This window comes from Nocardioides ginsengisoli (assembly GCF_039537225.1).
Taxonomy (GTDB): domain Bacteria; phylum Actinomycetota; class Actinomycetes; order Propionibacteriales; family Nocardioidaceae; genus Nocardioides; species Nocardioides ginsengisoli.
This window is the reverse complement of the sequence record NZ_BAABAC010000009.1, coordinates 109,878-130,649: the sequence shown is the minus strand read 5'-3', so window position 1 is coordinate 130,649 and position 20,772 is coordinate 109,878. Positions and strand designations below refer to the sequence as shown.

Below are 20,772 nucleotides of genomic sequence, written 5' to 3'. Positions count from 1 at the left end.
TCCCCCGTCGTACCGGACGTTCTGGTCGCGATCTCGCCGATTTCGCGACCGAAACGTCCGGTACGACCGTGCCCACCGACCGACGCCACCTGAATATCTCTTAAATCTAGTGTTACACTCGACTTTATGAAGAAGTCGGGACCTGTGATCGGCTACGTGCCGGGCGCCTTCGACCTGTTCCACATCGGTCACCTCAACGCGCTGCGGCAGGCGCGGGCGTGGTGTGACGTCCTGGTGGCGGGGGTCGTCGCCGACGAGGTGTGCCGGGAGACGAAGGGCGTGGTGCCGACGGTCCCGCTGGAGGAGCGGCTCGAGATCGTCGAGGCGATCGGCATCGTCGACGCCGTCTATGCGGAGAACACCCCCGACAAGACCGACTCCTGGCGCGACGTGGGCTTCGACCGGATCTTCAAGGGCGACGACTGGAAGGGCACCGCCAAGGGGCGCCGGCTCGAGGCGCAGATGGCGGAGCTGGGCGTCGAGGTGACCTACTTCCCGTACACGCTGCAGACCTCGTCGACCGCGCTGCGCAAGGCGCTCGCGCACCGCGGCGCGTCATGAGCGTCGCTGTCTCCGACGACGGCCTGCTGGTCCCGCCGGGCGGCGCGCCGCTCGTCGTCGAGATCGACGGCCACTACGTCTGGTCGCTGACGCCCGCGCGCGACGGCAGCCCGGCGTCCGGCGGTGTGCTGGTGCCGTGGCCGGGCGTGCTGAAGCCCTACCTGAGCGGGCGCGGCCGGGTGCGGGTCACCGACCCCTCCGGCGCCGAGATCCTGTACGACGACGAGGTCGGCCTCGGCTCCGGCCGCGGCGCGCTCGCGGTGATCGACCGCAGCGGCCATCGGCTCAGCGTCGACAAGGTCGGCCACCTGGCGCGCTCGTTCGCCGACACCGACGACACGGTGCGTCAGGAGATCCTGGCGGGGACCCGCCGTGCCATCGACGACCTGCGCGAGCACGCGGGCGTGGCGGCGTACCTCAACTACGGGGCGCTCCTCGGCGCGATCCGTGAGGGCCGGATGCTCGCCCACGACTCCGACACCGACCTGTGCTACCTGTCCGACCACACCTCGCCCGCCGACATCGTGCTCGAGTCCTACCGGATCACCCGCGCGATGCGGGCCCGCGGCTGGCGGGTGCTGCGGATGTCGGGCGGCGACGTCAAGCTGCTGCTGCCGCTCTCGGACGGCCGGGTGTGCCATATCGACGTGTTCGCCGCGTTCTACGTCGAGGGCACCTTCTTCCAGCTCGGCAACCGGAGCGGGACGCTGCCGCGCGAGGCGATCGAGCCGTTCTCGACGATCACCCTGCACGGGCACGAGTTCCCGGCGCCCCGCGACCCGGAGGCGATGCTCGCCTTCCTCTACGGACCGCAGTGGCGCACCCCCGACCCGTCCTTCCGGTACGCCGACCCGCCCGCCGGTGTCCGCCGCCTCAACGGTTGGCTGCGCGGCTTTAGGACCGACATGGGCCGCTGGACCGAGCTCTACAACGGTCCGCGGCGGGCCGCGATCCCGAACGGGCCGTCGACCTTCGCGCAGTGGGTGGCGCCGCAGCTCGGCGATCTTCCGGTGTTGGACGTGGGGACCGGGACCGGACGGGACGCGCTGTGGTTCGCGCGGTCGGGTCGTCGTACGGGCGCGGTGGACTTCTCGCGCGGCGCCCTCGGCGTCGTACGGCGTCGGGCGCGGCGGGCCGGGCTGTCGGTGGAGGTCGACCAGCTGATCCTGGGCGAGCTGCGGTCGACGCTGGCGCACGGCGCACGGCTGGCGCGCGACCCGCACCACCTGTACGCGCGGCATCTCGTCGACTGTCTCGACGCCGACGCCCTCGCGCAGCTGTGGCAGCTCGCGCGGATGGCGCTGCGGCCCGGCGGCGGGCGGCTCTTCCTGGAGTTCGCGGTGTCGCCGGAGCTGTCGCCGGGCGACGTGCGCGCGGCGATCGAGGAGTCCGGCGGCGTCGTCGAGAGCCTGACCACCGGTCCCGGCGAGGACCTGTTCGACCTGCCCCTCCCGGCCGTGTGCCGGATCCGCGCCGCCTGGCCGGCGCTCACCCCCCAGCCTGCTTCGAAGGAGATCCGATGACCGACCTGACCGACGTGACCGACCTGGCCCGCCGCGCGCGGCGGCGGCTCCGCGAGCGCGGGGCCCTGCGCGAGCGGGTCCGGGTGCTGGAGGAGGAGGTCCAGGAGAACCGGCGTCTCAACCGCCGGATCGCCGAGCTGACAGATGTGGTCGTCGAGCTGCTGGTTCCGCTGGAGGCGCGGGATCAGGAGCGGGTGGAGGAGGTGCTCGGGCGGTTCCGGTCGGGCGTCTGACTGTTGCGGTGTGGTCCCCAACCGCAACGCCCAAACCGATTCACCTCTGCGGTTTGGTCCCCAACCGCACCAACTGTCTCAGGATGCGGTCACGAAGTCGATGAGCTCCTCGACCCGCCCGAGCAGCGCCGGGTCGAGGTCCTGGAACCCACGCACCCCGCCCAGGATGTGCTTCCACGCCCGCGCGATGTCGGCCTGGTCGCGGTGCGGCCAGCCGAGCTGCTGGCAGGTGCCCTTCTTCCAGTCGATGCCCTTGGGCACCTTCGGCCAGGCCGCGAACCCGAGCCGCTCCGGCTTCACCGCCTGCCAGATGTCGATGAAGGGGTGGCCGACGATGAGGACGTCCTTGCCGACCGGCGACTTCATGATGTTCTGCGCGATCCGGCTCTCCTTCGACCCGGCGACAAGGTGATCGACGAGGACGCCGACCCGGCGGTTGGGTGCGGGCTTGAAGTCACGGAGGTGGTCGGCGAGGTCGTCGACGCCGCCGAGGTACTCCACGACGACGCCCTCGATCCGCAGGTCGTCGCCCCACACCTTCTCGACCAGCTCGGCGTCGTGCCGGCCCTCGACGAAGATCCGGCTCGCGCGGGCCACGCGGGCCTTGGCGTCGTGGACGGCGATCGAGCCGCTCGCCGTACGGGTGGCCTTGACCGGGCCGGCGTTGGTGATCGGCGCGGTGAGGATGACCGGCTTGCCCTCGAGCAGGAAGCCGGCCCCGAGCGGGAAGGTCCGACGCTTCATCCGCCGGTCCTCGAGGGTGACGGTGTGCAGGTCGCGGTCGACGGCGACGATCTCGCCGCACCAGTCGGTGGTGACCTCCTCGACGACCAGGCCGAGGTCGGCGGACGCCTCCACGGCGCGGCCCCGCTTCGGGACCTTCCAGTCTCCTGACAGCACGTCGGTCCCGTAGCGATCCACGACGGACCACCCTAGGCCGAACCGGCCTCCACGCCTGGGTGGGACACGCGGCCGGCCGCGGTCTGGGCAGCACGGATCGCCGTGACCGCGTCGGGGTGGACGCGCGTCAACGGCAGCAGGTCGCCCCGCTGCACGAAGCCGACCGTGTGACGCAGGTTGTTGCCGACGCCCACCACGCCAGGACCACGCCGAGCAGTCCGACGATCCAGGCGATGCGGCGGACGCCGCGCCACCGGTCGTATGCCGTGTGCAGGAAGGCCACCTCGACCCGGAACCGCCCGACGCCATGCGCGCGGCCGTCCGCCGGGGGCGGATTCAGGCGAGCGGCAGCTGACGCCGCGCCGGCGGCAGCTGCGCGTAGCCCCGCGGGATCGCGTGGTGCAGGACGTCGGCCGGGTAGGGCCACTCGGCCGCGGCGAGCGCCTCCTCCTGCGGGACGCCGCGGGTGGCGAGGTCGCGGATGGTCTCGGCGACGGCGCGCAGCTCGTCGCACTGCTGCTCGACGAAGCGGCGGTCGACGACCCCGCCGTGCCCCGGTACGACGGCCGTGGCCGAGGTGGTCAGGCCGAGGACCAGGTCGAGGGTGTCGGGCCACTCGAGCGGGTAGGAGTCGGAGCCGATCGACGGGGGAGCGGCCTGCTCGATGAGGTCGCCGACGAGCAGGACGTCGGCCTCGGCGACGCGAACGACGAGGTCGCCGGAGGTGTGGCCGCGGCCGAGGTGGACCAGCTCGAGGAGGCGGTCGCCGAGGTCGATGGTGGCGGCGCTCGCGAACGTCCGGTCGGCGGGCGGGGCGGCCGGGTCGGTGTGGGCGGCGGCCTCCTCGGTGGCGTGGACCGGGAGGTCGTCGTACTGCTCGCGGAAGGTGGCGTTGCCGAGGACGTGGTCGAAGTGGTCGTGGGTGTTGACCACCGCGATCACCTTGCCGGCGCCCAGGTCGCCGATCGCGGCGATGGCTGCGCGCGCCTCGGCGGCGGTCGAGAGCGTGTCGACGACGACCAGGCCGCGCTCGCCGCCGACGACGGTCAGGTTGACGTCGTACGACGGGACGCGGCGGACCCAGACACGGTCCGCGACCTCGATGAAGGCGGGCATCGCCCCACCGTACCGGCGCCGGGCGGAGGCCTCAGCAGAGTCCCGCGTGCAGCTCCGAGCGCAGCAGCTCGCCGAGCTCGGACGCGGTCCGGGCCGGGCGGGGGAAGGTGAGCGTGGCGGTGTGGGCGCCGGTCAGGTCGACCCACTGCAGGACGACGCCCCGCGCGCACAGCTCGGCGAGCTGGACGCCGACGACCTCGCCGAGGCGGGTGCGGGTGAGGGTGGCGACGGCGTGGCGCAGCTCGTCCTGGTGGCACAGGTTGGCGTGCTCGGTCGAGCGCTGGAGGAAGCCGCGGTTGAGCTCGTGGGCGGGGGAGGCGAAGGCGCTGAGCGGGACCCGGATCCGGGTCGCGTCGGGCGCGCCGTCCGGCTCGGACCCGCGGGCGAGGAGGGCGAAGTCGAGGTGCAGGGCGATCCGCATCCGGAGCTCGTCGCAGCACGGGCACTGCTCGAGCCCGGTCGCCTCGAGCCGTCCGGAGAGGGTGAGCGTGGCGTCGCGGTCGGGGGAGCCGGCCCGGCCCAGGCCGCTGGTGACGACGAGCAGCGCGCCGCGCGCGTCGGTCGCGGCGATGGCGAGCGGGGAGCCGGCGGGGCAGGACAGGACCGGGCGGCCGCCGTCGTCCTGCATCTCGAGGTGCCCGTCATCGGGGCCGCCGAGGCCGCTGGGGCCGCCGAGGCTGCCCGTGATCCCGTCGACGACGAGCTGGACGTCGCCCGGGCAGGACAGGATGCTGCGCGCGGCGGCGGCGAGCCGGTGCCCGTCGCGGTAGGTCGTCTCCGTGCTCATTTAGGTGAGCCTAACCTACTTTGCATCTCGGTCAAGGGGGTGCGCCCGGCGACGTGCGGCCCGGCGGTCCGGGGATTCGTGGGCCACGGCGGTAGGATTGGCACTCACCGGCCAGGAGTGCCAGTGTCGGACCCGTCGATCGCAGGAGGTGGCGCATGCAGGAGGACCGCAGGCTCGCCGTCCTGCGCGCCATCGTCGAGGACTATGTCGCCACCGAGGAGCCGGTCGGCTCCAAGGCCCTGGTGGAGCGTCACCACCTCAACGTGTCGCCGGCGACGATCCGCAACGACATGGCGGCGCTCGAGGACGAGGGCTACCTGCACCAGCCGCACACCAGCGCCGGCCGGGTGCCGACCGACAAGGGCTACCGGCTCTTCGTCGACCGGCTCTCGACGGTCAAGCCGACCACGCAGGCCGAGCGGCGCGCGATCGCCAGCTTCCTCGACGGCGCGGTCGACCTCGACGACGTCATCCACCGCTCGGTGCGGCTGCTCGCGCAGCTGACCCGCCAGGTCGCCGTCGTGCAGTACCCCACGCTGTCGCGCTCGACGGTGCGTCACATCGAGCTGGTCGCGCTGACGCCGTCCCGGCTGCTGCTGGTGCTGATCCTCAGCTCCGGCCGGGTCGAGCAGCGTCTGGTCGAGCTCGACGCCCCGCTCGGCGACGACGACCTCGCGGCGCTGCGCTCGCAGGTCAACCTCGCCGCGACCGGTGAGGTGATCGCCGACGCGGCGACCGCCCTCCAAGCGCTGGTGACGATCGACGCCCACGGCGCCCCGGCGCCGAGCGCCGCCGCGAGCGCGGTCGTCGAGACCCTCGTCGACGCGATGAGCGACCACCGCTCCGACGAGCGGGTCGTCGTCGGCGGCACGGCCAACCTGGCCCGCTTCGGCGACAGCTTCGAGACCTCCGTCCGCCCGCTGCTCGAGGCACTGGAGGAGCAGGTCGTGCTGCTCCGGCTGCTCGGCGAGGCGACGAGCGGCGGCGCGGTGACGGTGCGGATCGGCGCCGAGGGTCCCTTCCAGGAGCTGGCCTCGACCAGCGTCGTCGCCACCGGCTACGGCCCGGGCGACGCGCTCGCCTCCCTGGGCATCGTGGGCCCGACCCGCATGGACTATCCCGGAACGATGGCGGCGGTGCGCGCCGTGGCCCGCTACGTGTCGCGCATCCTCGACGAGAGCTGAACTGAGAGAGCAACGAGTGAGTCAGGACCCCTACGAGCTGCTCGGCGTCGACCGCGACGCCGACGCCGACACCATCAAGAAGGCCTACCGCAAGCTCGCCCGCCAGCTTCACCCCGACGTCAACCCCGACCCGGAGAGCCAGGAGCGCTTCAAGCAGGTCACGGCCGCCTACGAGGTGCTGTCCGACCCGCAGAAGCGCGCGGTCTACGACCGCGGCGGCGACGCCTTCGGCGGCGGCTTCGGCGGCCAGGGCGCGGGCTTCTCGTTCACCGACATCATGGACGCCTTCTTCGGCGGCCAGGGCGGTGGCGGCGGCGGTCGCGGACCTCGCCCGCGCGTACGACGCGGCCAGGACGCCCTGATCCGGCTCGAGGTCGAGCTGGCCGAGGCCGCGTTCGGCGTCTCGCGCGAGCTCAAGGTCGACACCGCCGTGCGCTGCTCGACCTGCGGTGGCGAAGGTGCTGCCCCCGGCAGCCACCCGGTGCCCTGCGAGACCTGTCGCGGCGCGGGCGAGGTCGCCCACGTCCAGCGCTCCTTCCTCGGCGAGATCCGCACCCTGCGGCCCTGCGCCGCCTGCCGCGGCTTCGGCACGATCATCCCCGACCCCTGCCGTGAGTGCGCGGGCGACGGGCGGGTGCGCTCGCGCCGTACCCTCACCGTCAAGATCCCCGCCGGCGTCGACAACGGCACCCGGGTCCAGCTCACCGAGCAGGGCGAGGTCGGCCCGGGCGGAGGCCCCGCCGGCGACCTCTACGTCGAGATCCACGTCGCCCCGCACGCGGTGTTCGAGCGCCACGGCAACGACCTGCACTGCACGGTCTCGGTGCCGATGACCGCCGCCGCCCTCGGCACGACGATCGAGCTGCCCACGCTCGAGGCCGACCTCGAGGTCGAGGACGGCTCGGGCATCGAGACCTCGTTCGACCTGCAGGTGCCGCCCGGCACGCAGTCCGGCCACCAGGTCGTGCTGCGCGGCCGCGGCGTCCCCGGCCTGCGCGGCGGGCGCGGCGACCTCGCCGTCACCGTCGCCGTCGAGACCCCGACCCGGCTCGACCCGCGTCAGGAGGAGCTGCTGCGCGAGCTGGCGGCGATCCGCGGCGAGGAGCAGCCGACCGGCGACGTCCGGCCCACGCACAAGTCGATGTTCGGCCGCCTGCGCGACGCCTTCACGGCCCACTGAGCCGGGCGCGATGACGCTCCCGCAGCACCTGGTGCCGTCGCTCGACGGCGTGCGCCCCGGTGACCCGGTCACGGTCGACGGCGACGAGGCCCACCACGCGGTCGTCGTACGACGGCTGCGAGTCGGCGAGGAGCTCCAGCTCACCGACGGCCTGGGCCGGGTCGCGACCGGCGCCGTCACGGCGACCGGCAAGCGCGAGTTCACCGTCGAGGTCGCGGCCGTCGACGACCTCGCCGAGCCGCGGCCGCGGGTGACCGTCGTCCAGGCGCTGCCCAAGGGCGAGCGCGGCGAGCTCGCCGTCGAGGTGCTGACCGAGATCGGCGTCGGCCGGATCGTCCCCTGGGCCGCCGCGCGCAGCGTCGCGGTCTGGAAGGGCGAGCGTGCCGTGAAGTCCCACGCCAAGTGGCAGGCGACGGCCCGCGAGGCCGCCAAGCAGTCGCGCCGCGCCTGGCACCCCGAGGTGCTGCCGCTCGCGTCGACGGCCGAGGTGGCCGCGCTGATCGCCGGCGCCGACGTGACCGTCGTCCTGCACGAGGACGCCACCGAGCCGCTCGCCGCGCTCGCGCTGCCCGACGACGGCGACATCGTGGTGGTCGTCGGGCCCGAGGGCGGACTCACCGACGACGAGGTCGCGGGCTTCGTGGGCGTGGGTGCGGTCGCCGTGCGGATGGGCATCGAGGTGCTGCGCACGTCCACCGCGGGCGTCGCCGCCGTGGCCGCGCTGCTGTCGCGGACCTCGCGCTGGGGCTGACCCGCCTCAGCGCGCCAGCAGCGCCTCGACCCGCGCGATCTCCTCGTCCAGCCCGGCCCGCTCCGCCTTCGTCAGCGCCCGGAACGGCTCGGCGAGCACGACCCGGCCGTCGACGGCCTTCCACAGCCCGGTGAGCCAGCCGTCGACGTACAGCGACATCGCCTGCGCCCCGTTGGAGCCCATCCACAGCTTGCGCTGGTCGGGCGTGGTGACCCGGTCGCGGCCGCCGTGGGAGAGCCAGACGTTGTCGTAGCTGCCGAGCAGCCGGACCGGCGCGGGCATGTCCTCGTCGGCGATCGGCGCGCCGGGGACGTCGTACAGCGGCTTGCCGTCGGCGTCCTCGTGCCGCTCGAGGTCGGGCATCGCCTTGAGGACCGGCGCCAGCCGGGTGATCCCGGACCAGGCCGTGACGTCGGCGGCGGTGCCCGGGCCGAAGGCGGCGAGATAGCGCCGGACCAGCGCGGGGACGTCGGGCGTCGCCAGCGGCAGCCCGGTCCAGCGGGTGGCGAGGTCGTAGACGACGGCCGTCGAGGTGGTCGGCTTCCAGCAGCCGCGGGGCGGGAGCTGGGCCAGCACCTCCGCCACCCGGGCGACCTGCCCGAGCTGGGTCGCCGTGTAGGCCGGGAACCGCTCGGCCAGGGCCGCCCCGAGCCGGCGCTGGGGGAGCGGGCCGTCGGCGAGGAGCTCGTGGACGGCCGACGAGAAGGCGGCCCGGTCGACCTCGCGCGCTGAGCCGATGGTCTGGCTGACCTTCATCTCCCGCTCACGGACGGGCGCCGCCCACACGGGCAGCGTGACCGCGTCGGCCGGCAGGTGCAGGTGGACGGTGTCGCGGAGGCTGAGGATCCGCACCAGTGAGCGGTCCTCGATCGCCGCGCTCACCGCCACCGGGTCGACGTCGGCGAGCCGCGCCGCCAGCGAGAGGTACGGCGACAGCGACTCCTGCGCCTGCAGGCCCACCAGGTGGCCGATCATCGCGGCCGGCGTCGTCTCGACGCGCTCGAGCAGGTGCTGGCGCAGGAGCAGGGTGCGGTTGAGCCGCTGCCGGGTGAACCTCACGTGACCGTGATCACCTTGGTGTCCTGGGTCGGGCCGGCGCCCTCGCCGTCGGACGGGTCGTCGGTCCTGGCGACGAACGTGTAGCTGCCGGGCGCGAGGCCCTTGACGTCGACCTTCGTCGACCACGGGTAGAGCTTGTCGGCCCAGCCCTCGGCGGTCGCGAAGCCCTTCTTGACGACCTTGCCGGACGCGTCGCGCAGCTCCCACGGCACGGTCGCCTCGAACGAGCTGGCCCGGCCCTCGGCGGTGAAGCTGCCGCTGACGACGGTGCCCTGCGCGGGCTCGGTGACGTTGACCAGCGCCAGGACGTCGAGCTCGGGCGCGGCCTTCAGGCCGGCCGAGGCGTCGACGCCGAGGAGGGTGGCGGCGGGCTTGCCGGCGTAGTCGACCTTGATCGGCAGGCGCTTCCCGATCGTGCCCTGCAGCGTGTAGACGAGCTGCTGGACGGCGAGCCTGGCCTCGGCGGGCTTGAGCGAGCCGGCCTGCAGCCAGCCGTCGTCCTTGAGCGTCACGGTGATCGCGTCGGCGCTCTGGGTGACCGACGCGAAGCGGCCCTGCGGCCACACGGTGCGGTAGTCGGGGTCGACGGTGCTGCCGCTGGTCACCGCGGCCGCCGCGGCGACCAGCTTGTCGACGCCCGACACCTGGGTGAACTCGCGGAACAGCCGGTCGCCCTGCGGCGTCTTGCCGACGTAGTAGGCCGGGATCGCCGACGGGGTGCCGGTGCTCGGCTCGCCGGTCGGCGCGGAGACGCCGTCGCTCGCCGCGGGGGAGGTGGGAGCGGTCGAGGCGTCGCCGGTCGGGGTGCCGGCCGCGCCGGCGGTCTTCGTGTCGTCGTTCCCGCAGCCCGCGAGCAGGCCGAGGGCGAGCACCGCGCCGCCGAGCGCGGCGAGGGTGCGTCCGAAGGGGTGGGGAAGGGGGTTCATAGCGGCGATCCTTTCGTGATCGTCGGTGGTCTCAGCGGACGACGAACGTCCGCGTGTCGGTCGCCTCGGCCACCGTGGGGTCGTCGGCCGACCACGCCTTGAGCGTGTAGCTGCCCGGCGCGTAGTCGGCCAGGTCGATCGTCATGCTCCAGCTCTGGCCCTCGACGGCGACGTCGCCGGCGCCGATGGTGCCCGTGGCGCTGCTCAGCTCGTAGGCGACCCGGGCCGGGCGCTCCGCGGCGACCGGCGTGACCTGGCCGCGGACCGACAGCCACCGGGCGCCGGTGACCAGGCCCTCGGCGGGGTCGCTGATGTTGACCGGCGCCTCGACCCGGGTGAGCCGGGTGGTGGTCGGCTCGACGGCGACGCCGAGCACCTCGCTGAGCGGTACGCCGTCCTGCTCGAACGCGACCGGCAGCGGCGAGCCGATCGCCGCGTCGGCCGTGTGGACCGCCTGCTGCACGCTCAGCGCGACCGCGTCCCGGGCCACGCCCGAGGGCGCGGGGACGGCCACGTCGGCCAGCTCGATCGTGATGCCGGCGTCGTCGACGCTGACCGAGCGGAACGACCCGTCGGGCCAGGAGGTCCGGTAGTCGGGGTCGTCGGGGCCGGCGCCGGTCTCCATCCGCTGCAGCGCGTCGAGGACCCGGGTCGCCGGGTCGGTCGACCCGGCGACGGTCTGGAACTCGCGGTAGAGCCGCGGCCCGATCGGCGTCTCGGCGACGAAGTAGACCGCCGCCGGATAGGGCTTCGGCCGGTCGGCGGCGGGCGGCGCGTCATGGCGCAGCGTGCCCACGAGCGCGCTGATGCCGACGACCGCGGCGGTCGCCGTACCGGCGGCGAGGACGACGAGCGCGCGGCGCCGCCGGCTGCGCCCCGGGCGGTACGCCGTACGGCGCCGGATCTCGCCGAGCCGGTCGGCCGGCGTCACCTCGCGCACGGCGTCGTGGAAGAGGTCGTGGAGCCGGGCGTCCTCGTCGGGACTCATCGGTCGCCTCCCTTCAGGTCGTTGTCCCCGAGCAGCGGGCGCAGGGCCGCCGATCCGCGCGAGGCGTGGCTCTTCACGGCGCCGCGGCTGATGCCGAGGGTCTCGGCGATCTCGGCCTCGGAGAGCTCGAGGTAGTAGCGCAGGACCAGCACCTCCCGCTGCCGCCGGGGCAGCCGCTGCAGCGCGTCGAGGACCTGCTGGCGGCGGCTGTCGGCGAGGACCGGCTCGTCGGCCGGCGGCGCCACGTCGACGACGTGCTGCCGCGCCAGGTGCCGCTGGACGACGCCCCGGTGACGCAGCGCCGAGCGGGAGCGGTTGACGACGGTCTGGCGCAGGTAGGCCAGTGCCCGGTCGTGGTCGTCGAGCCGGGCCCAGCGCCGGTGCAGCTCGACATAGGCGTCCTGGGTGATCTCCTCGGCCTGCCCGGTGTCGCGGACGAGCAGCACGGAGAGCCGGACCAGCTGGTCCCAGTGGTCCAGGTAGAGGCGCTCGATCGCCGCGTCGGCGTCGTACTCGTGACTCACCAGGGCTCGCTCCAGGGGTCGCTCCAGGGGTCGCTCCAGGGGTCGCTCCGCCTCGGGGAGGAGGGGAGGAGCGCCGAGCACCGCATGGATCGTCACGGTAGTTCCACGCACGAAGGACCACGCCGGTTGACACGCGCTCATCTCCTAGGGTGTGACCCGTGACTCCCGATCCCGACTGCCTGTTCTGCAAGATCGTCGCGGGCGACATCCCCGCCGAGGTCGTCCACCAGAGTGAGCGCACGGTGGCGTTCCGCGACATCAACCCACAGGCGCCGCTGCACGTCCTCGTCGTCCCGCGGGCCCACGAGCCCAATGCCGCCGCCTCCGCGCAGGCCGACGCGGCGATGTTCGCCGAGATCGCGACGACGGCGCGCAGCGTCGCCACCGCCGAGGGCTACAACGACTACCGGCTCGTGTTCAACACCGGAGCGGGCGTCGGCCAGACCGTCTTCCACACCCACTGCCACCTGCTCGCCGGCCGGCCGATGACCTGGCCGCCGGGCTGAGTCGCAAACCATTGGGCGTGATGAGGCCCTGCCAACTACCATGGAGGGGCCTCATCGTCGTCCCGGAAAGGCCGCCCGTCCTCGGGCATCCATGACCGACTCCACCTCACCCGTCACCGCCGCATCGGCCGCCCCGGCCCGCCACATCGTCGTCGTGCCCAACAGCATCGACATGGTCACCCTGTTCGGCCCCGGGGACGAGCATCTCGGCATCATCGAGCGGCAGTTCGGCGTCCAGGTCCACGTCCGGGGCAACCGCGTGACGCTGACCGGCGACGTCCACGAGATCGAGCTCGCCGAGCGGCTCATCAACGAGCTCGTCGCCATCTTGCGCACCGGCCAGGGGATCACCCCCGAGGTCGTCGAGCGCGTCGAGGCGATGCTGCGCGCCGAGACGGCGACGTCCGAGCGCCCGGCCGACATCCTCTCGCTCAACATCCTGAGCAACCGGGGCCGCTCGATCCGCCCCAAGACGCTCAACCAGAAGCGCTACGTCGAGACCATCGACAAGCACACGATCACCTTCGGCATCGGCCCGGCCGGCACCGGCAAGACCTACCTGGCGATGGCCAAGGCGGTCCAGGCGCTGCAGGCCAAGCAGGTCAACCGGATCATCCTGACCCGCCCGGCGGTCGAGGCCGGCGAGCGGCTGGGCTATCTGCCCGGCACGCTCAGCGAGAAGATCGACCCCTACCTGCGCCCGCTCTACGACGCGCTGCACGACATGCTCGACCCCGAGTCGATCCCCAAGCTGCTCGCGGCCGGCACGATCGAGGTCGCGCCGCTGGCCTACATGCGCGGGCGCTCGCTCAACGACTCCTTCATCATCCTCGACGAGGCGCAGAACACCACGCCCGAGCAGATGAAGATGTTCCTCACCCGGCTCGGGTTCGGCTCCAAGATCGTCGTCACCGGCGACGTCACCCAGGTCGACCTGCCCTCCGGCACCACCTCGGGCCTGCGGATCGTCGAGAAGATCCTCGACGGCGTCGAGGACCTCGCCTTCGTCAAGCTGACCAGCCACGACGTCGTCCGCCACAAGCTGGTCGCGCGCATCGTCGCGGCCTACGACGACTTCGACGCCCAGAAGCAGGTCCGCCACGACCTGCGCCAGGACCGCCGGCTCGACTCCAAGAAGGGTGACTCCGAGTGAGCATCGAGATCCTCGACGAGTCCGACAGCGGCCTCGACGTCAAGCACTTCGCGCGGCTGGCCCGCTTCGTGATGGACCAGATGCGCGTCCACCCCCTCGCCGAGCTGTGCATCCGCTCGGTCGACGAGGCCACCATGGCCGAGCTCAACGAGAAGTGGATGGAGAAGGAGGGGCCGACCGACGTCCTCGCCTTCCCGATGGACGAGCTGCGCCCCGGCCTGGTCAACGAGGAGCCCGAGGAGGGCGTCCTCGGCGACCTCGTCCTGTGCGTCGCCGTCGCCGAGCGGCAGGGCGCCGCGGCCGGGCACGGCACGACCGCCGAGCTCGAGCTGCTCACCACCCACGGCATCCTCCACCTGCTCGGCTACGACCACGCCGAGCCCGAGGAGCACAAGGTGATGTTCGGCCTCCAGGACCAGCTCCTCGCCCAGTGGCGGGCGCAGCCGCCCGCATGATCGCCGACAGTCTGTGGCCGCTGGGAGCGGCTGCAGTCCTCGTCGTCCTCGCGGGCCTCTTCGCCGCGGCCGACTCCGCCCTCGCCGGCTTCTCTCGCGCCCGCGCGCAGGAGATGCTCGCCGAGGGGCGGGCCGGCGCGCGCCGGCTGGTCGCCGTCCTCGAGGACGCGCCGCGCCACCTCAACACCGCGCTGCTCCTGCAGCTGCTGTGTGAGATCGCGGCCATCGTCGTCGTCACCCTGTACGTCGACGAGCACGTCGACTCGTCCTGGTGGGCGCGCGCCGGCCTGGCGCTCGCGGTGATGCTCGTCGTCTCCTTCGTCGTGATCGGCGTCGCCCCGCGCACCGTCGGCAAGCAGCACGCCGAGACCGTCGCGGTGTGGAGCGCCTGGCCGCTGGCCGCGCTCACGACCGTGCTCGGGCCGATCCCGCGGCTGCTGATCCTGGTCGGCAACGCGATCACGCCGGGCCGCGGCTTCAGCGAGGGCCCGTTCCAGACCGAGACCGAGCTGCGCGAGCTGGTCGACATCGCCGAGGCCACCGAGCTGATCGAGGCCGACGAGCGGAAGATGATCCACTCCGTCTTCGAGCTCGGCGACACCACCGTGCGCGAGGTGATGGTCCCGCGCGGCGACGTGGTCTACATCGAGGCCCACAAGAACCTGCGCCAGACCATGTCGCTCTTCCTGCGCTCCGGCTTCTCGCGCCTGCCGGTGATCGGTGAGAACCTCGACGACGTCCTCGGCATCGCCTACCTCAAGGACGTGGCGCGCCGCGACTTCGAGGACCCCGACGTCGAGCTCACCCAGCGCGTCGAGGAGGTGATGCGCGCGGTGTCCTACGTGCCCGAGTCGAAGCCGGTCGACGACCTGCTCCGCGAGATGCAGGCGCGCCGCCACCACGTCTCCGTGGTCGTCGACGAGTACGGCGGCACGGCCGGCCTGATCACCATCGAGGACCTGCTCGAGGAGATCGTCGGCGAGATCACCGACGAGCACGACGAGGCCGAGATCGAGGTCGAGCGGCTCGGCACGAGCGTCCGGGTGTCCTCGCGCTACCCGGTCGACGACCTCGACGAGCTGTTCGGCTTCCCGATCGAGGAGGAGGACGTCGACTCGGTCGGCGGCCTGCTCGCCAAGCACCTCGGCCGGGTGCCGATCCCGGGCTCGGTCGTCGAGGCCCACGGGCTGCGGTTCGAGGCCGAGCGCGCGGCCGGTCGCCGCAAGCGACTCGGCACGGTGCTCATCTCGCGCGTGGCCGGCGACGAGGTTGGAGCCGACTGAGACGCTGGATGCGTGCCCACGCTCCTGCGCCGCGCGGCCGTGCCGCTGGCTCTCGGAGTCCTCGCCGCGGCCTACGCCTGGTGGCGGGTGCCGGTCGCCGCGCGCGACCGGCTCTGGGCCGAGGACGGGCGCAACTTCCTCAGCGGCAGCATCGCCGGCGTCCCCGTCTGGAAGCCGTACGCCGGCTACCTGCACGTCCTGCCCCGGCTGCTGACCGACGCCATCACGACCCTGGTCCCCGTCGGCTCGTACGCCGTCGCCGTGACCGCCGCGTCGGTGGGCGTGCTCGGCCTGGTCTGCGCGCTGACCTACGTCCTCACCGCCGACCTGCTCGACCAGCGCTGGGTGCGGGTGCTGGTGTCCCTGGCGCCGGTGCTGCTGCCGTCGGGCGGCGTCGAGGTGATCGGCAACCTCGCCAACCTGCACGGCTACTGCCTGTGGCTGGCCTTCTGGATCGTGCTGCACCGGCCGACCACCCGTCGCGCCGCCGCGCTGTGGGCGGTGCTCGGGCTGCTGGCCGCGCTGACCGAGATCGTGGTGCTCGTGCTGGCGCCGCTGCTCGTCGTCGGCTGGCGCGACCGGCTGCGGTGGATCCCGCGGGCCGCGATCCTCGCCGGCGGGATCGCGCAGTTCGTGGTGTCGCGGCTCGACCCGCGGCGGGTCCACGACCCGCACTGGTCGCCGATCGACGTGGTGACCGGCTTCGTCGGGCAGGCCTGCTCGGCTGTGTGGACCGACACCGGTCAGCTCGCGTCGCGGCTTTACGAGACCGCCGGCCCGTTCGGGTTGATCCTGCTGCTGGTCCCGCCGCTGCTGGCGATCACGCTGCTGCTGTGGCGCGGCGACCGGCGGCACCGGACGCTGGCGGTCGCGCTGCCGGTGACCGCCGTCCTGGTCTGGTCGGTGAGCATCATCGTCAACCAGCACGCGTGGATGGACTTCGCGTCGTGGAACGGCGAGCTGTGGGAGCACAGCCTGGTCCGCTACGCGACGACCGGCGGGGTCTACCTGCTCGCGCTGCTGCTGTGCGCCCTCGACCTGGCCCGGGGCCGACTGCAGCAGGTGGTCGCCGGCGGGGTCGTGGTCGTCGTGCTGGGGACGGCGCTCGCGTCGGCGCACGCGGTGGTGCTCCCGCGCGAGCGGGGGCTGCCCTGGCCGTCGCAGCAGGGCTTGGTGGCACGCTGTGCGAAGGTGCCGGACGGCACGCTCCGGATCCCGATCGCGCCGCACGCGCCGCCGTGGTGGACGACGGTGCCGTGCTCGCTCGTGGGCTGACGCCCGGCGGTTCGCGGGTGCCTAGTGTGCCCAGGGATCCTCGCGCCGCCACAGCGAGGGGAACCGCAGCCGGACTCCCTGCCCGTCCGCCAGCTCGGTGAGCACACCCATGGTGATGTCGAGGTCGTCGCCGAGGTAGGGCACGCAGCGCAGCGGCCGGTCGAGCGGGCGGAAGAAGTCGTCCCAGTGGATGAGGACGACCTCGCGGGCGCCCACCGCCTCGACCGTCTCGGCCCAGTACTGCCGGATGTAGTCGGGGCTCTGCACGCCGAGCTGGCCCACTCCGAGATAGGCGACCTCGGCCCGCTGCCCCTCCAGGCCGCCGGGCCGGAAGCCGGCGCTGCCCTGGATCAGCGCGGTGTGGCCGCCGTCGTGCTCGACCAGGATCGACCAGGCCTCGCCGCACTTGTAGGCGGTGGTGCGGACCGGCGGGACGACGGGCGCCGTGATGGTGCCCGGGTAGCGGTCGGGCGGGCAGTGCTCGGACTCGAGCCAGGTCAGCGTGAACGACCCGATCCGCTCGGGGCGACCCGGCACCACCTGCCGCACGCGCTCGTCGGGGAGGCCGCCGCCGAGGCCGATGTGGGCGGCCGACGCGCCGCCGTACAAGGTGGCGTGGGTGCGCACCGCGACCGCGGCGGAGTCCATCGCGTGGTCGTAGTGGGTGTGCACCGGCGCGACGGCGTCGAGCCGGTCGATGCCGGCGCGGGTGAGCACCCGGTCGATGCGTCGTACGTCGGGGGAGAGGCGGCCGAGCAGGACGCGGGAGAGCGACGGGCGGGAGAAGAAGCCGTCGGTGAGGATCGCCGAGTCGCCGTCGTCGACGAGCAGGCTCGCGACGCCGAGGAAGGTGACGCCGAGATCGCTCGCGCTGCGCGGCGCGGGCAGGCCGAACCGGTCGGCGTACCTGCCGATGTCGGGACGGCCCAGCCGCGCGCGCATCGTCGCTCAGGCGCCGGGAACGATCCGGATGTCGCGGTCGGCGCCGTCGCCCAGGGCGGCCAGCGCCTCCTGGTAGGCCGGGGTGTCGTGCGCCGCGATCGCCGCCTCGACGCTGTCGAACTCGATGATCACCGCGCGCTGCTCGAGGCCGCTCTCGTAGACCTTCTCCGGGATCCCGCGCGCGAGGAAGCGCCCGCCCGCCGCGGTCAGGGCCGGGGCGGCGAGGGCGGCGTAGGCGGCCATCTTGTCGGGGTCGTTGACCGCGCGGTAGTTGCTGATCCAGTAGGCAGGCATGCGGGCCATTGTGCCGGGCGGCTGTGCCGGGCGGCGCCGGGGAGACGCGGGGTGGAACACCCCTTGACGCTGACTGACTGTTCAGTCACAGTGGTCCACGCCACATTTGTATGCCGTTCAAACGAGGTTGCCGATGACCAGCGTGTCCTCCGCGCAGACCGTCCCCTCCCTCCAGCCGGTGCTGGGGGTCAAGGCCGCGATCCTGCTGACCATCTCCTGCATCACCCCGGCGTCGAGCCTGTTCATCATCGTGCCGACGCTGCTCGCCGCGCAGGGGTCGGGCGTGGTGCTCACGATCCTCGCCGGCGTCGTCGTCTCCATCGGCGTGGGCGCCTGCTACGCCGAGCTCGGCACCCGGACGCCGAGCTCCGGCGGCGAGTACGCGATGGTGACCCACACGCTGGGCCGCCGCCTCGGCTGGCTCACCTTCGTGCTGACCGCCGCGACCCTCGTCGTCATCCCGCCGGTGATCGCGCTCGGCACCGCCGACTACCTCGCCCCGATCGTGCACCTCGACCGCGCCGCGACGGGGGCCGTCGTCATGCTCGTCGCGACCGGGACGGCGATCCTCGACATCAAGGCCAACGCGGTCGTCACCAGTGCCTTCCTCGCCGTCGAGACCGTCGCGGCCGCGATGGTCGCCTACCTCGGCTTCGCCCACGCCGAGCGCCCGGTGAGCACCCTGTGGCACCCACAGGCGCTCGACGGCAGCAGCCTGACGCCGTTCACGATGGGGATCCTGCTGTCCGGGCTCGGCGTCGCGATGTTCGTCGCCAACGGGTTCGGCACGGCGTCCTACCTGGCCGAGGAGATCATCGACCCGCGGCGCAATGTCGCGCGCGCGGTCTTCGGCTCGCTGTTCGTCGGCTCCGCGATCATCGCCGTCCCGACCGCCGCGACGGTCCTGGGCGTCGGCGACCTGCACGATCTCGCGACCGGCACCTTCCCGGACTTCGTCACCGCCTGGGCCGGCACCCGCGTGTCCGCCGCGATCAGCGTCGGCATCGCGGTCGCGATCCTCAACGCGGTCATCGTGATGGTGCTGCAGAACGGCCGCGTCATCTACGCCTCGGCGCGCGACCGGGCCTGGCCCGACCCGGTCAACCGGAGGCTCAGCACGCTGCACCCCCGGCTCAACTCGCCGGTCATGGCGACCCTCGTGATCAGCCTGCCCGGCGCGCTCCTGGCCTACCTGGTCGACATCGAGTCGCTGCTCGGCGTCACCTCGGTCACCGTCTCGGCGGTCTACCTGCTGCTGGCGTTCAGCGGCCTCGCGGTCCGCCGTACGCCCCACGCCGGCTGGCGGATGCCGCTGTGGCCCTTCCCGCCGGTGCTGGTGATCCTCGGCGTCGGCTACGCGCTGCTGGAGTCGGCGCGCACCGACCTGCTCATCGTCGGCGGGATCGTCCTCGCCGCGCTCGCCTACGACCAGCTCTACCTGCAACCCCGCAAGGCGACGCACTTCGTCGTCGACGCCAAGGAGGACCGATGATCGACATCCTGCTGACCGGGGGCGTCGTCCGCCCCCTCGCCGGCGACCGTGAGGTCGTCGACAGCATCGCCCTCGCGGGCGACCGGATCGCGTGGGTCGGCGACCTGGCCGACGCTCCCGACGACGTACGGCGGGCGCGCGAGGTGATCGCCCTCGACGGCCGCACCGTGCTGCCCGGCTTCGTCGACGCCCACAACCACGTGCGGCTCGGCTCGGACGCCGCGTGCGCGCAGCTGGCCGGCGCCGAGACGCTCGACGAGGTCGCGCGTCGGCTGCGCGCCTGGTGCGCCGAGAACCCCGGCGACGGCTGGGTCGAGGGCGAGGCCTACGGCTATGTCGGCCTCGAGGACGGCGCGCACCCGACCCGCGAGATGCTCGACGCGATCGTGCCCGACCGGCCGGCCGCCGTCTTCAGCTACGACGTGCACACGCTGTGGCTCAACACCGCCGGTCTCGCGGCGCTCGGCGTGACCGAGGCCGACCAGCCGTTCGGCACGGCCGAGCTCGACGCTTCCGGGTGCCCCACCGGCTTCGTCGCGGACTTCGCCGTCAAGGGCCTGTCGCGTGACGGCATGCGCGCCCTCAAGGAGCGCGGCCTGCCGTGGGCGAGCCCCGACCGGCAGTACGCGCGGCTGCTGTCGAGCCTCGACCTGGCCGTCTCGTGCGGGATCACCACCGTCGTCGAGCCGCAGAACTCGCCCGACGACCTGGCGCTCTTCGTCCGGGCGCGCGAGGAGGGGCGGCTCGGCCCGCGGCTCGTGCTCGCGATGTTCCACCCGGCGACGACGACGGACGACGACCGCGCCGAGTTCGCCCGCCTCGCGCAGGAGTACGCCGACGACCGGCTGCGCGTCGGCCCGCTCAAGCTCTACATCGACGACGTCGTCGAGCCGCACACCGCGGCCCTGCACGAGCCGTACGCCAACGAGCCGGGGACCCGCGGCCGCACCTACTACGACCCGGCTGCCTTCGCCGACCTCGTCACCCGGCTCGACGCCGACGGCTTCCAGCTCTTCGTGCACGCGACCGGCGACCGCGGCATCACCACGGTCCTCGACGCGGTCGAGGCGGCCCGGGCCGCCAACGGCCCCCGCGACGCCCGGCACCAGATCGTCCACGTCGAATGCCTGCGCCGCAGCGACCTGCCGCGGTTCGCCGAGCTCGGCGTCGTCGCCTGCATGCAGCCGCGCCACGCCAGCCCGGAGATCGCCGGACCCGGCCACGCCTGGGCCGAGGCGGTCGGCGAGGGCCGCTGGCACCAGGCCTGGCCGCTGCGCTCGCTGCAGGAGCACGGCGCCGTCCTGGCGTTCTCGAGCGACTGGAACGTCGCCGAGATGGAGCCGATGGTCGGCGTCCAGTGTGCGGTGACGCGGGCCCCGCTCGACGGCGGGACGCCGTGGCAGCCCGAGGAGGCGGTGTCGGTCGACGACGCGATCCGCGGCTACACGATCGGCAGCGCGGCCGCAGTCCACACCGAGCACGACCGGGGCACGCTCGAGCCGGGCAAGCTCGCCGACCTCGTCGTCCTCGACCAGGACCCGTACGGCGTCGCGCCGGCCAAGCTCGCGTCGGTCGCGGTCGGCGAGACCTGGGTCGCGGGGGAGCGGGTCTACCGGGCCTGAGACCCGGCGGCGCCGGTC

Annotated in this window: 22 protein-coding genes; 13 read left to right on the top strand and 9 right to left on the bottom strand. The window is 73.3% G+C overall.

The annotated features are described in order from the left end of the window. The first annotated feature begins 126 nt into the window (after positions 1 to 126). The 3 genes from AB4880_RS06240 to AB4880_RS06230 are packed head-to-tail and all read left to right on the top strand — an operon-like array spanning position 127 to position 2,317. A complete protein-coding gene (locus AB4880_RS06240) occupies positions 127 to 561 on the top strand; it encodes an FAD synthase family protein (RefSeq protein WP_367918348.1) in 435 nt (144 codons plus the stop codon). Next, a complete protein-coding gene (locus tag AB4880_RS06235) occupies positions 558 to 2,084 on the top strand; it encodes a LicD family protein (protein ID WP_367918347.1) in 1,527 nt (508 codons plus the stop codon). The genes AB4880_RS06240 and AB4880_RS06235 overlap by 4 nt, the downstream gene beginning before the upstream one ends. Beyond that, a complete protein-coding gene (locus tag AB4880_RS06230) occupies positions 2,081 to 2,317 on the top strand; it encodes a DUF6752 domain-containing protein (RefSeq protein ID WP_367918346.1) in 237 nt (78 codons plus the stop codon). The genes AB4880_RS06235 and AB4880_RS06230 overlap by 4 nt, the downstream gene beginning before the upstream one ends. A 78-nt stretch (positions 2,318 to 2,395) precedes the next feature. Here AB4880_RS06230 and AB4880_RS06225 read toward each other — a convergent pair whose 3' ends face one another. From AB4880_RS06225 to AB4880_RS06215, 3 genes are all read right to left on the bottom strand, one after another. Further along, entirely contained in the window at positions 2,396 to 3,238 is an 843-nt protein-coding gene (locus tag AB4880_RS06225; protein WP_367918345.1) for a DUF3097 domain-containing protein, read from the bottom strand. 315 nt (positions 3,239 to 3,553) lie between these two features. Beyond that, positions 3,554 to 4,333: an MBL fold metallo-hydrolase gene (locus AB4880_RS06220; RefSeq protein WP_367918344.1), complete on the bottom strand. Its 780-nt coding sequence runs from the start codon at positions 4,331 to 4,333 to the stop codon at positions 3,554 to 3,556. Between the two features lie 31 nt (positions 4,334 to 4,364). Continuing rightward, positions 4,365 to 5,120, bottom strand: coding sequence for a hypothetical protein (locus AB4880_RS06215; protein WP_367918343.1), 756 nt, complete (start codon positions 5,118 to 5,120; stop codon positions 4,365 to 4,367). A gap of 155 nt (positions 5,121 to 5,275) precedes the next feature. Between AB4880_RS06215 and hrcA the strand changes: the two genes are divergently transcribed. From hrcA to AB4880_RS06200, 3 genes are read left to right on the top strand one after another with little or no spacing between them, the layout of a single operon-like run. Next, a complete protein-coding gene (gene hrcA, locus AB4880_RS06210) occupies positions 5,276 to 6,304 on the top strand; it encodes a heat-inducible transcriptional repressor HrcA (protein WP_367918342.1) in 1,029 nt (342 codons plus the stop codon). Positions 6,305 to 6,320: 16 nt separating this feature from the next. After that, a complete protein-coding gene (gene dnaJ / locus AB4880_RS06205; protein WP_367918341.1) occupies positions 6,321 to 7,484 on the top strand; it encodes a molecular chaperone DnaJ in 1,164 nt (387 codons plus the stop codon). Positions 7,485 to 7,494: 10 nt separating this feature from the next. Then, entirely contained in the window at positions 7,495 to 8,235 is a 741-nt protein-coding gene (locus AB4880_RS06200; protein WP_367918340.1) for a 16S rRNA (uracil(1498)-N(3))-methyltransferase, read from the top strand. 6 nt (positions 8,236 to 8,241) lie between these two features. Here AB4880_RS06200 and AB4880_RS06195 read toward each other — a convergent pair whose 3' ends face one another. The 4 genes from AB4880_RS06195 to AB4880_RS06180 are packed head-to-tail and all read right to left on the bottom strand — an operon-like array spanning position 8,242 to position 11,732. Beyond that, positions 8,242 to 9,294, bottom strand: coding sequence for a winged helix DNA-binding domain-containing protein (locus AB4880_RS06195; protein ID WP_367918339.1), 1,053 nt, complete (start codon positions 9,292 to 9,294; stop codon positions 8,242 to 8,244). Next, positions 9,291 to 10,220 (bottom strand): Gmad2 immunoglobulin-like domain-containing protein, encoded by a 930-nt coding sequence (locus tag AB4880_RS06190; protein ID WP_367918338.1) that lies wholly within the window; start codon positions 10,218 to 10,220, stop codon positions 9,291 to 9,293. Before AB4880_RS06190 ends, AB4880_RS06195 begins: the two co-directional genes overlap by 4 nt. 31 nt (positions 10,221 to 10,251) lie before the next feature. After that, entirely contained in the window at positions 10,252 to 11,208 is a 957-nt protein-coding gene (locus tag AB4880_RS06185) for a GerMN domain-containing protein (RefSeq protein WP_367918337.1), read from the bottom strand. Next, positions 11,205 to 11,732, bottom strand: coding sequence for a SigE family RNA polymerase sigma factor (locus AB4880_RS06180; protein ID WP_367918336.1), 528 nt, complete (start codon positions 11,730 to 11,732; stop codon positions 11,205 to 11,207). Before AB4880_RS06180 ends, AB4880_RS06185 begins: the two co-directional genes overlap by 4 nt. Before the next feature lie 158 nt (positions 11,733 to 11,890). On the opposite strand from AB4880_RS06180, the gene AB4880_RS06175 reads away from it, so the two are divergent. The 5 genes from AB4880_RS06175 to AB4880_RS06155 all read left to right on the top strand — a co-directional run bounded on the left by AB4880_RS06175 (position 11,891) and on the right by AB4880_RS06155 (position 16,404). Beyond that, positions 11,891 to 12,238: an HIT domain-containing protein gene (locus AB4880_RS06175; protein WP_367918335.1), complete on the top strand. Its 348-nt coding sequence runs from the start codon at positions 11,891 to 11,893 to the stop codon at positions 12,236 to 12,238. Positions 12,239 to 12,329: 91 nt separating this feature from the next. Then, on the top strand, positions 12,330 to 13,391 hold the full coding sequence (locus tag AB4880_RS06170) for a PhoH family protein (RefSeq protein WP_367918334.1): 1,062 nt from the start codon (positions 12,330 to 12,332) through the stop codon (positions 13,389 to 13,391). Then, the gene (gene ybeY / locus AB4880_RS06165; RefSeq protein WP_367918333.1) at positions 13,388 to 13,846 is read left to right on the top strand and encodes an rRNA maturation RNase YbeY; all 459 of its coding nucleotides are present in this window, start codon (positions 13,388 to 13,390) and stop codon (positions 13,844 to 13,846) included. The genes AB4880_RS06170 and ybeY overlap by 4 nt, the downstream gene beginning before the upstream one ends. After that, positions 13,843 to 15,129 carry a hemolysin family protein gene (locus tag AB4880_RS06160; protein ID WP_367918332.1) on the top strand — a complete coding sequence of 429 codons (1,287 nt, stop codon included), beginning with the start codon at positions 13,843 to 13,845 and terminating at the stop codon, positions 15,127 to 15,129. Before ybeY ends, AB4880_RS06160 begins: the two co-directional genes overlap by 4 nt. Before the next feature lie 12 nt (positions 15,130 to 15,141). Continuing rightward, complete coding sequence (locus AB4880_RS06155; protein WP_367918331.1) at positions 15,142 to 16,404, top strand: hypothetical protein; 1,263 nt, start codon at positions 15,142 to 15,144, stop codon at positions 16,402 to 16,404. A gap of 21 nt (positions 16,405 to 16,425) precedes the next feature. Here the strand turns inward: AB4880_RS06155 and AB4880_RS06150 are convergent, their stop codons facing one another. Both AB4880_RS06150 and AB4880_RS06145 read right to left on the bottom strand, forming a co-directional pair. Beyond that, on the bottom strand, positions 16,426 to 17,346 hold the full coding sequence (locus AB4880_RS06150) for an MBL fold metallo-hydrolase (RefSeq protein ID WP_367918330.1): 921 nt from the start codon (positions 17,344 to 17,346) through the stop codon (positions 16,426 to 16,428). Between the two features lie 6 nt (positions 17,347 to 17,352). Further along, positions 17,353 to 17,640 (bottom strand): DUF1330 domain-containing protein, encoded by a 288-nt coding sequence (locus tag AB4880_RS06145; protein ID WP_367918329.1) that lies wholly within the window; start codon positions 17,638 to 17,640, stop codon positions 17,353 to 17,355. Between the two features lie 133 nt (positions 17,641 to 17,773). Between AB4880_RS06145 and AB4880_RS06140 the strand changes: the two genes are divergently transcribed. Together AB4880_RS06140 and AB4880_RS06135 are read left to right on the top strand one after the other, a co-directional pair. Beyond that, positions 17,774 to 19,132 carry an APC family permease gene (locus tag AB4880_RS06140; protein ID WP_367918328.1) on the top strand — a complete coding sequence of 453 codons (1,359 nt, stop codon included), beginning with the start codon at positions 17,774 to 17,776 and terminating at the stop codon, positions 19,130 to 19,132. Next, positions 19,129 to 20,754: an amidohydrolase gene (locus AB4880_RS06135; RefSeq protein ID WP_367918327.1), complete on the top strand. Its 1,626-nt coding sequence runs from the start codon at positions 19,129 to 19,131 to the stop codon at positions 20,752 to 20,754. The genes AB4880_RS06140 and AB4880_RS06135 overlap by 4 nt, the downstream gene beginning before the upstream one ends. Positions 20,755 to 20,772: the final 18 nt, after the last annotated feature.

Coding starts and splice junctions, on each gene's coding strand:
- AB4880_RS06240 (WP_367918348.1), top strand. CDS start 127: ATGAAGAAGTCGGGACCTGTGATCGGCTACGTGCCGGGCGCCTTCGAC.
- AB4880_RS06235 (WP_367918347.1), top strand. CDS start 558: ATGAGCGTCGCTGTCTCCGACGACGGCCTGCTGGTCCCGCCGGGCGGC.
- AB4880_RS06230 (WP_367918346.1), top strand. CDS start 2,081: ATGACCGACCTGACCGACGTGACCGACCTGGCCCGCCGCGCGCGGCGG.
- AB4880_RS06220 (WP_367918344.1), bottom strand. CDS start 4,333: ATGCCCGCCTTCATCGAGGTCGCGGACCGTGTCTGGGTCCGCCGCGTC.
- AB4880_RS06215 (WP_367918343.1), bottom strand. CDS start 5,120: ATGAGCACGGAGACGACCTACCGCGACGGGCACCGGCTCGCCGCCGCC.
- hrcA (WP_367918342.1), top strand. CDS start 5,276: ATGCAGGAGGACCGCAGGCTCGCCGTCCTGCGCGCCATCGTCGAGGAC.
- AB4880_RS06200 (WP_367918340.1), top strand. CDS start 7,495: ATGACGCTCCCGCAGCACCTGGTGCCGTCGCTCGACGGCGTGCGCCCC.
- AB4880_RS06190 (WP_367918338.1), bottom strand. CDS start 10,220: ATGAACCCCCTTCCCCACCCCTTCGGACGCACCCTCGCCGCGCTCGGC.
- AB4880_RS06185 (WP_367918337.1), bottom strand. CDS start 11,208: ATGAGTCCCGACGAGGACGCCCGGCTCCACGACCTCTTCCACGACGCC.
- AB4880_RS06170 (WP_367918334.1), top strand. CDS start 12,330: ATGACCGACTCCACCTCACCCGTCACCGCCGCATCGGCCGCCCCGGCC.
- AB4880_RS06160 (WP_367918332.1), top strand. CDS start 13,843: ATGATCGCCGACAGTCTGTGGCCGCTGGGAGCGGCTGCAGTCCTCGTC.
- AB4880_RS06150 (WP_367918330.1), bottom strand. CDS start 17,346: ATGCGCGCGCGGCTGGGCCGTCCCGACATCGGCAGGTACGCCGACCGG.
- AB4880_RS06145 (WP_367918329.1), bottom strand. CDS start 17,640: ATGCCTGCCTACTGGATCAGCAACTACCGCGCGGTCAACGACCCCGAC.
- AB4880_RS06140 (WP_367918328.1), top strand. CDS start 17,774: ATGACCAGCGTGTCCTCCGCGCAGACCGTCCCCTCCCTCCAGCCGGTG.
- AB4880_RS06135 (WP_367918327.1), top strand. CDS start 19,129: ATGATCGACATCCTGCTGACCGGGGGCGTCGTCCGCCCCCTCGCCGGC.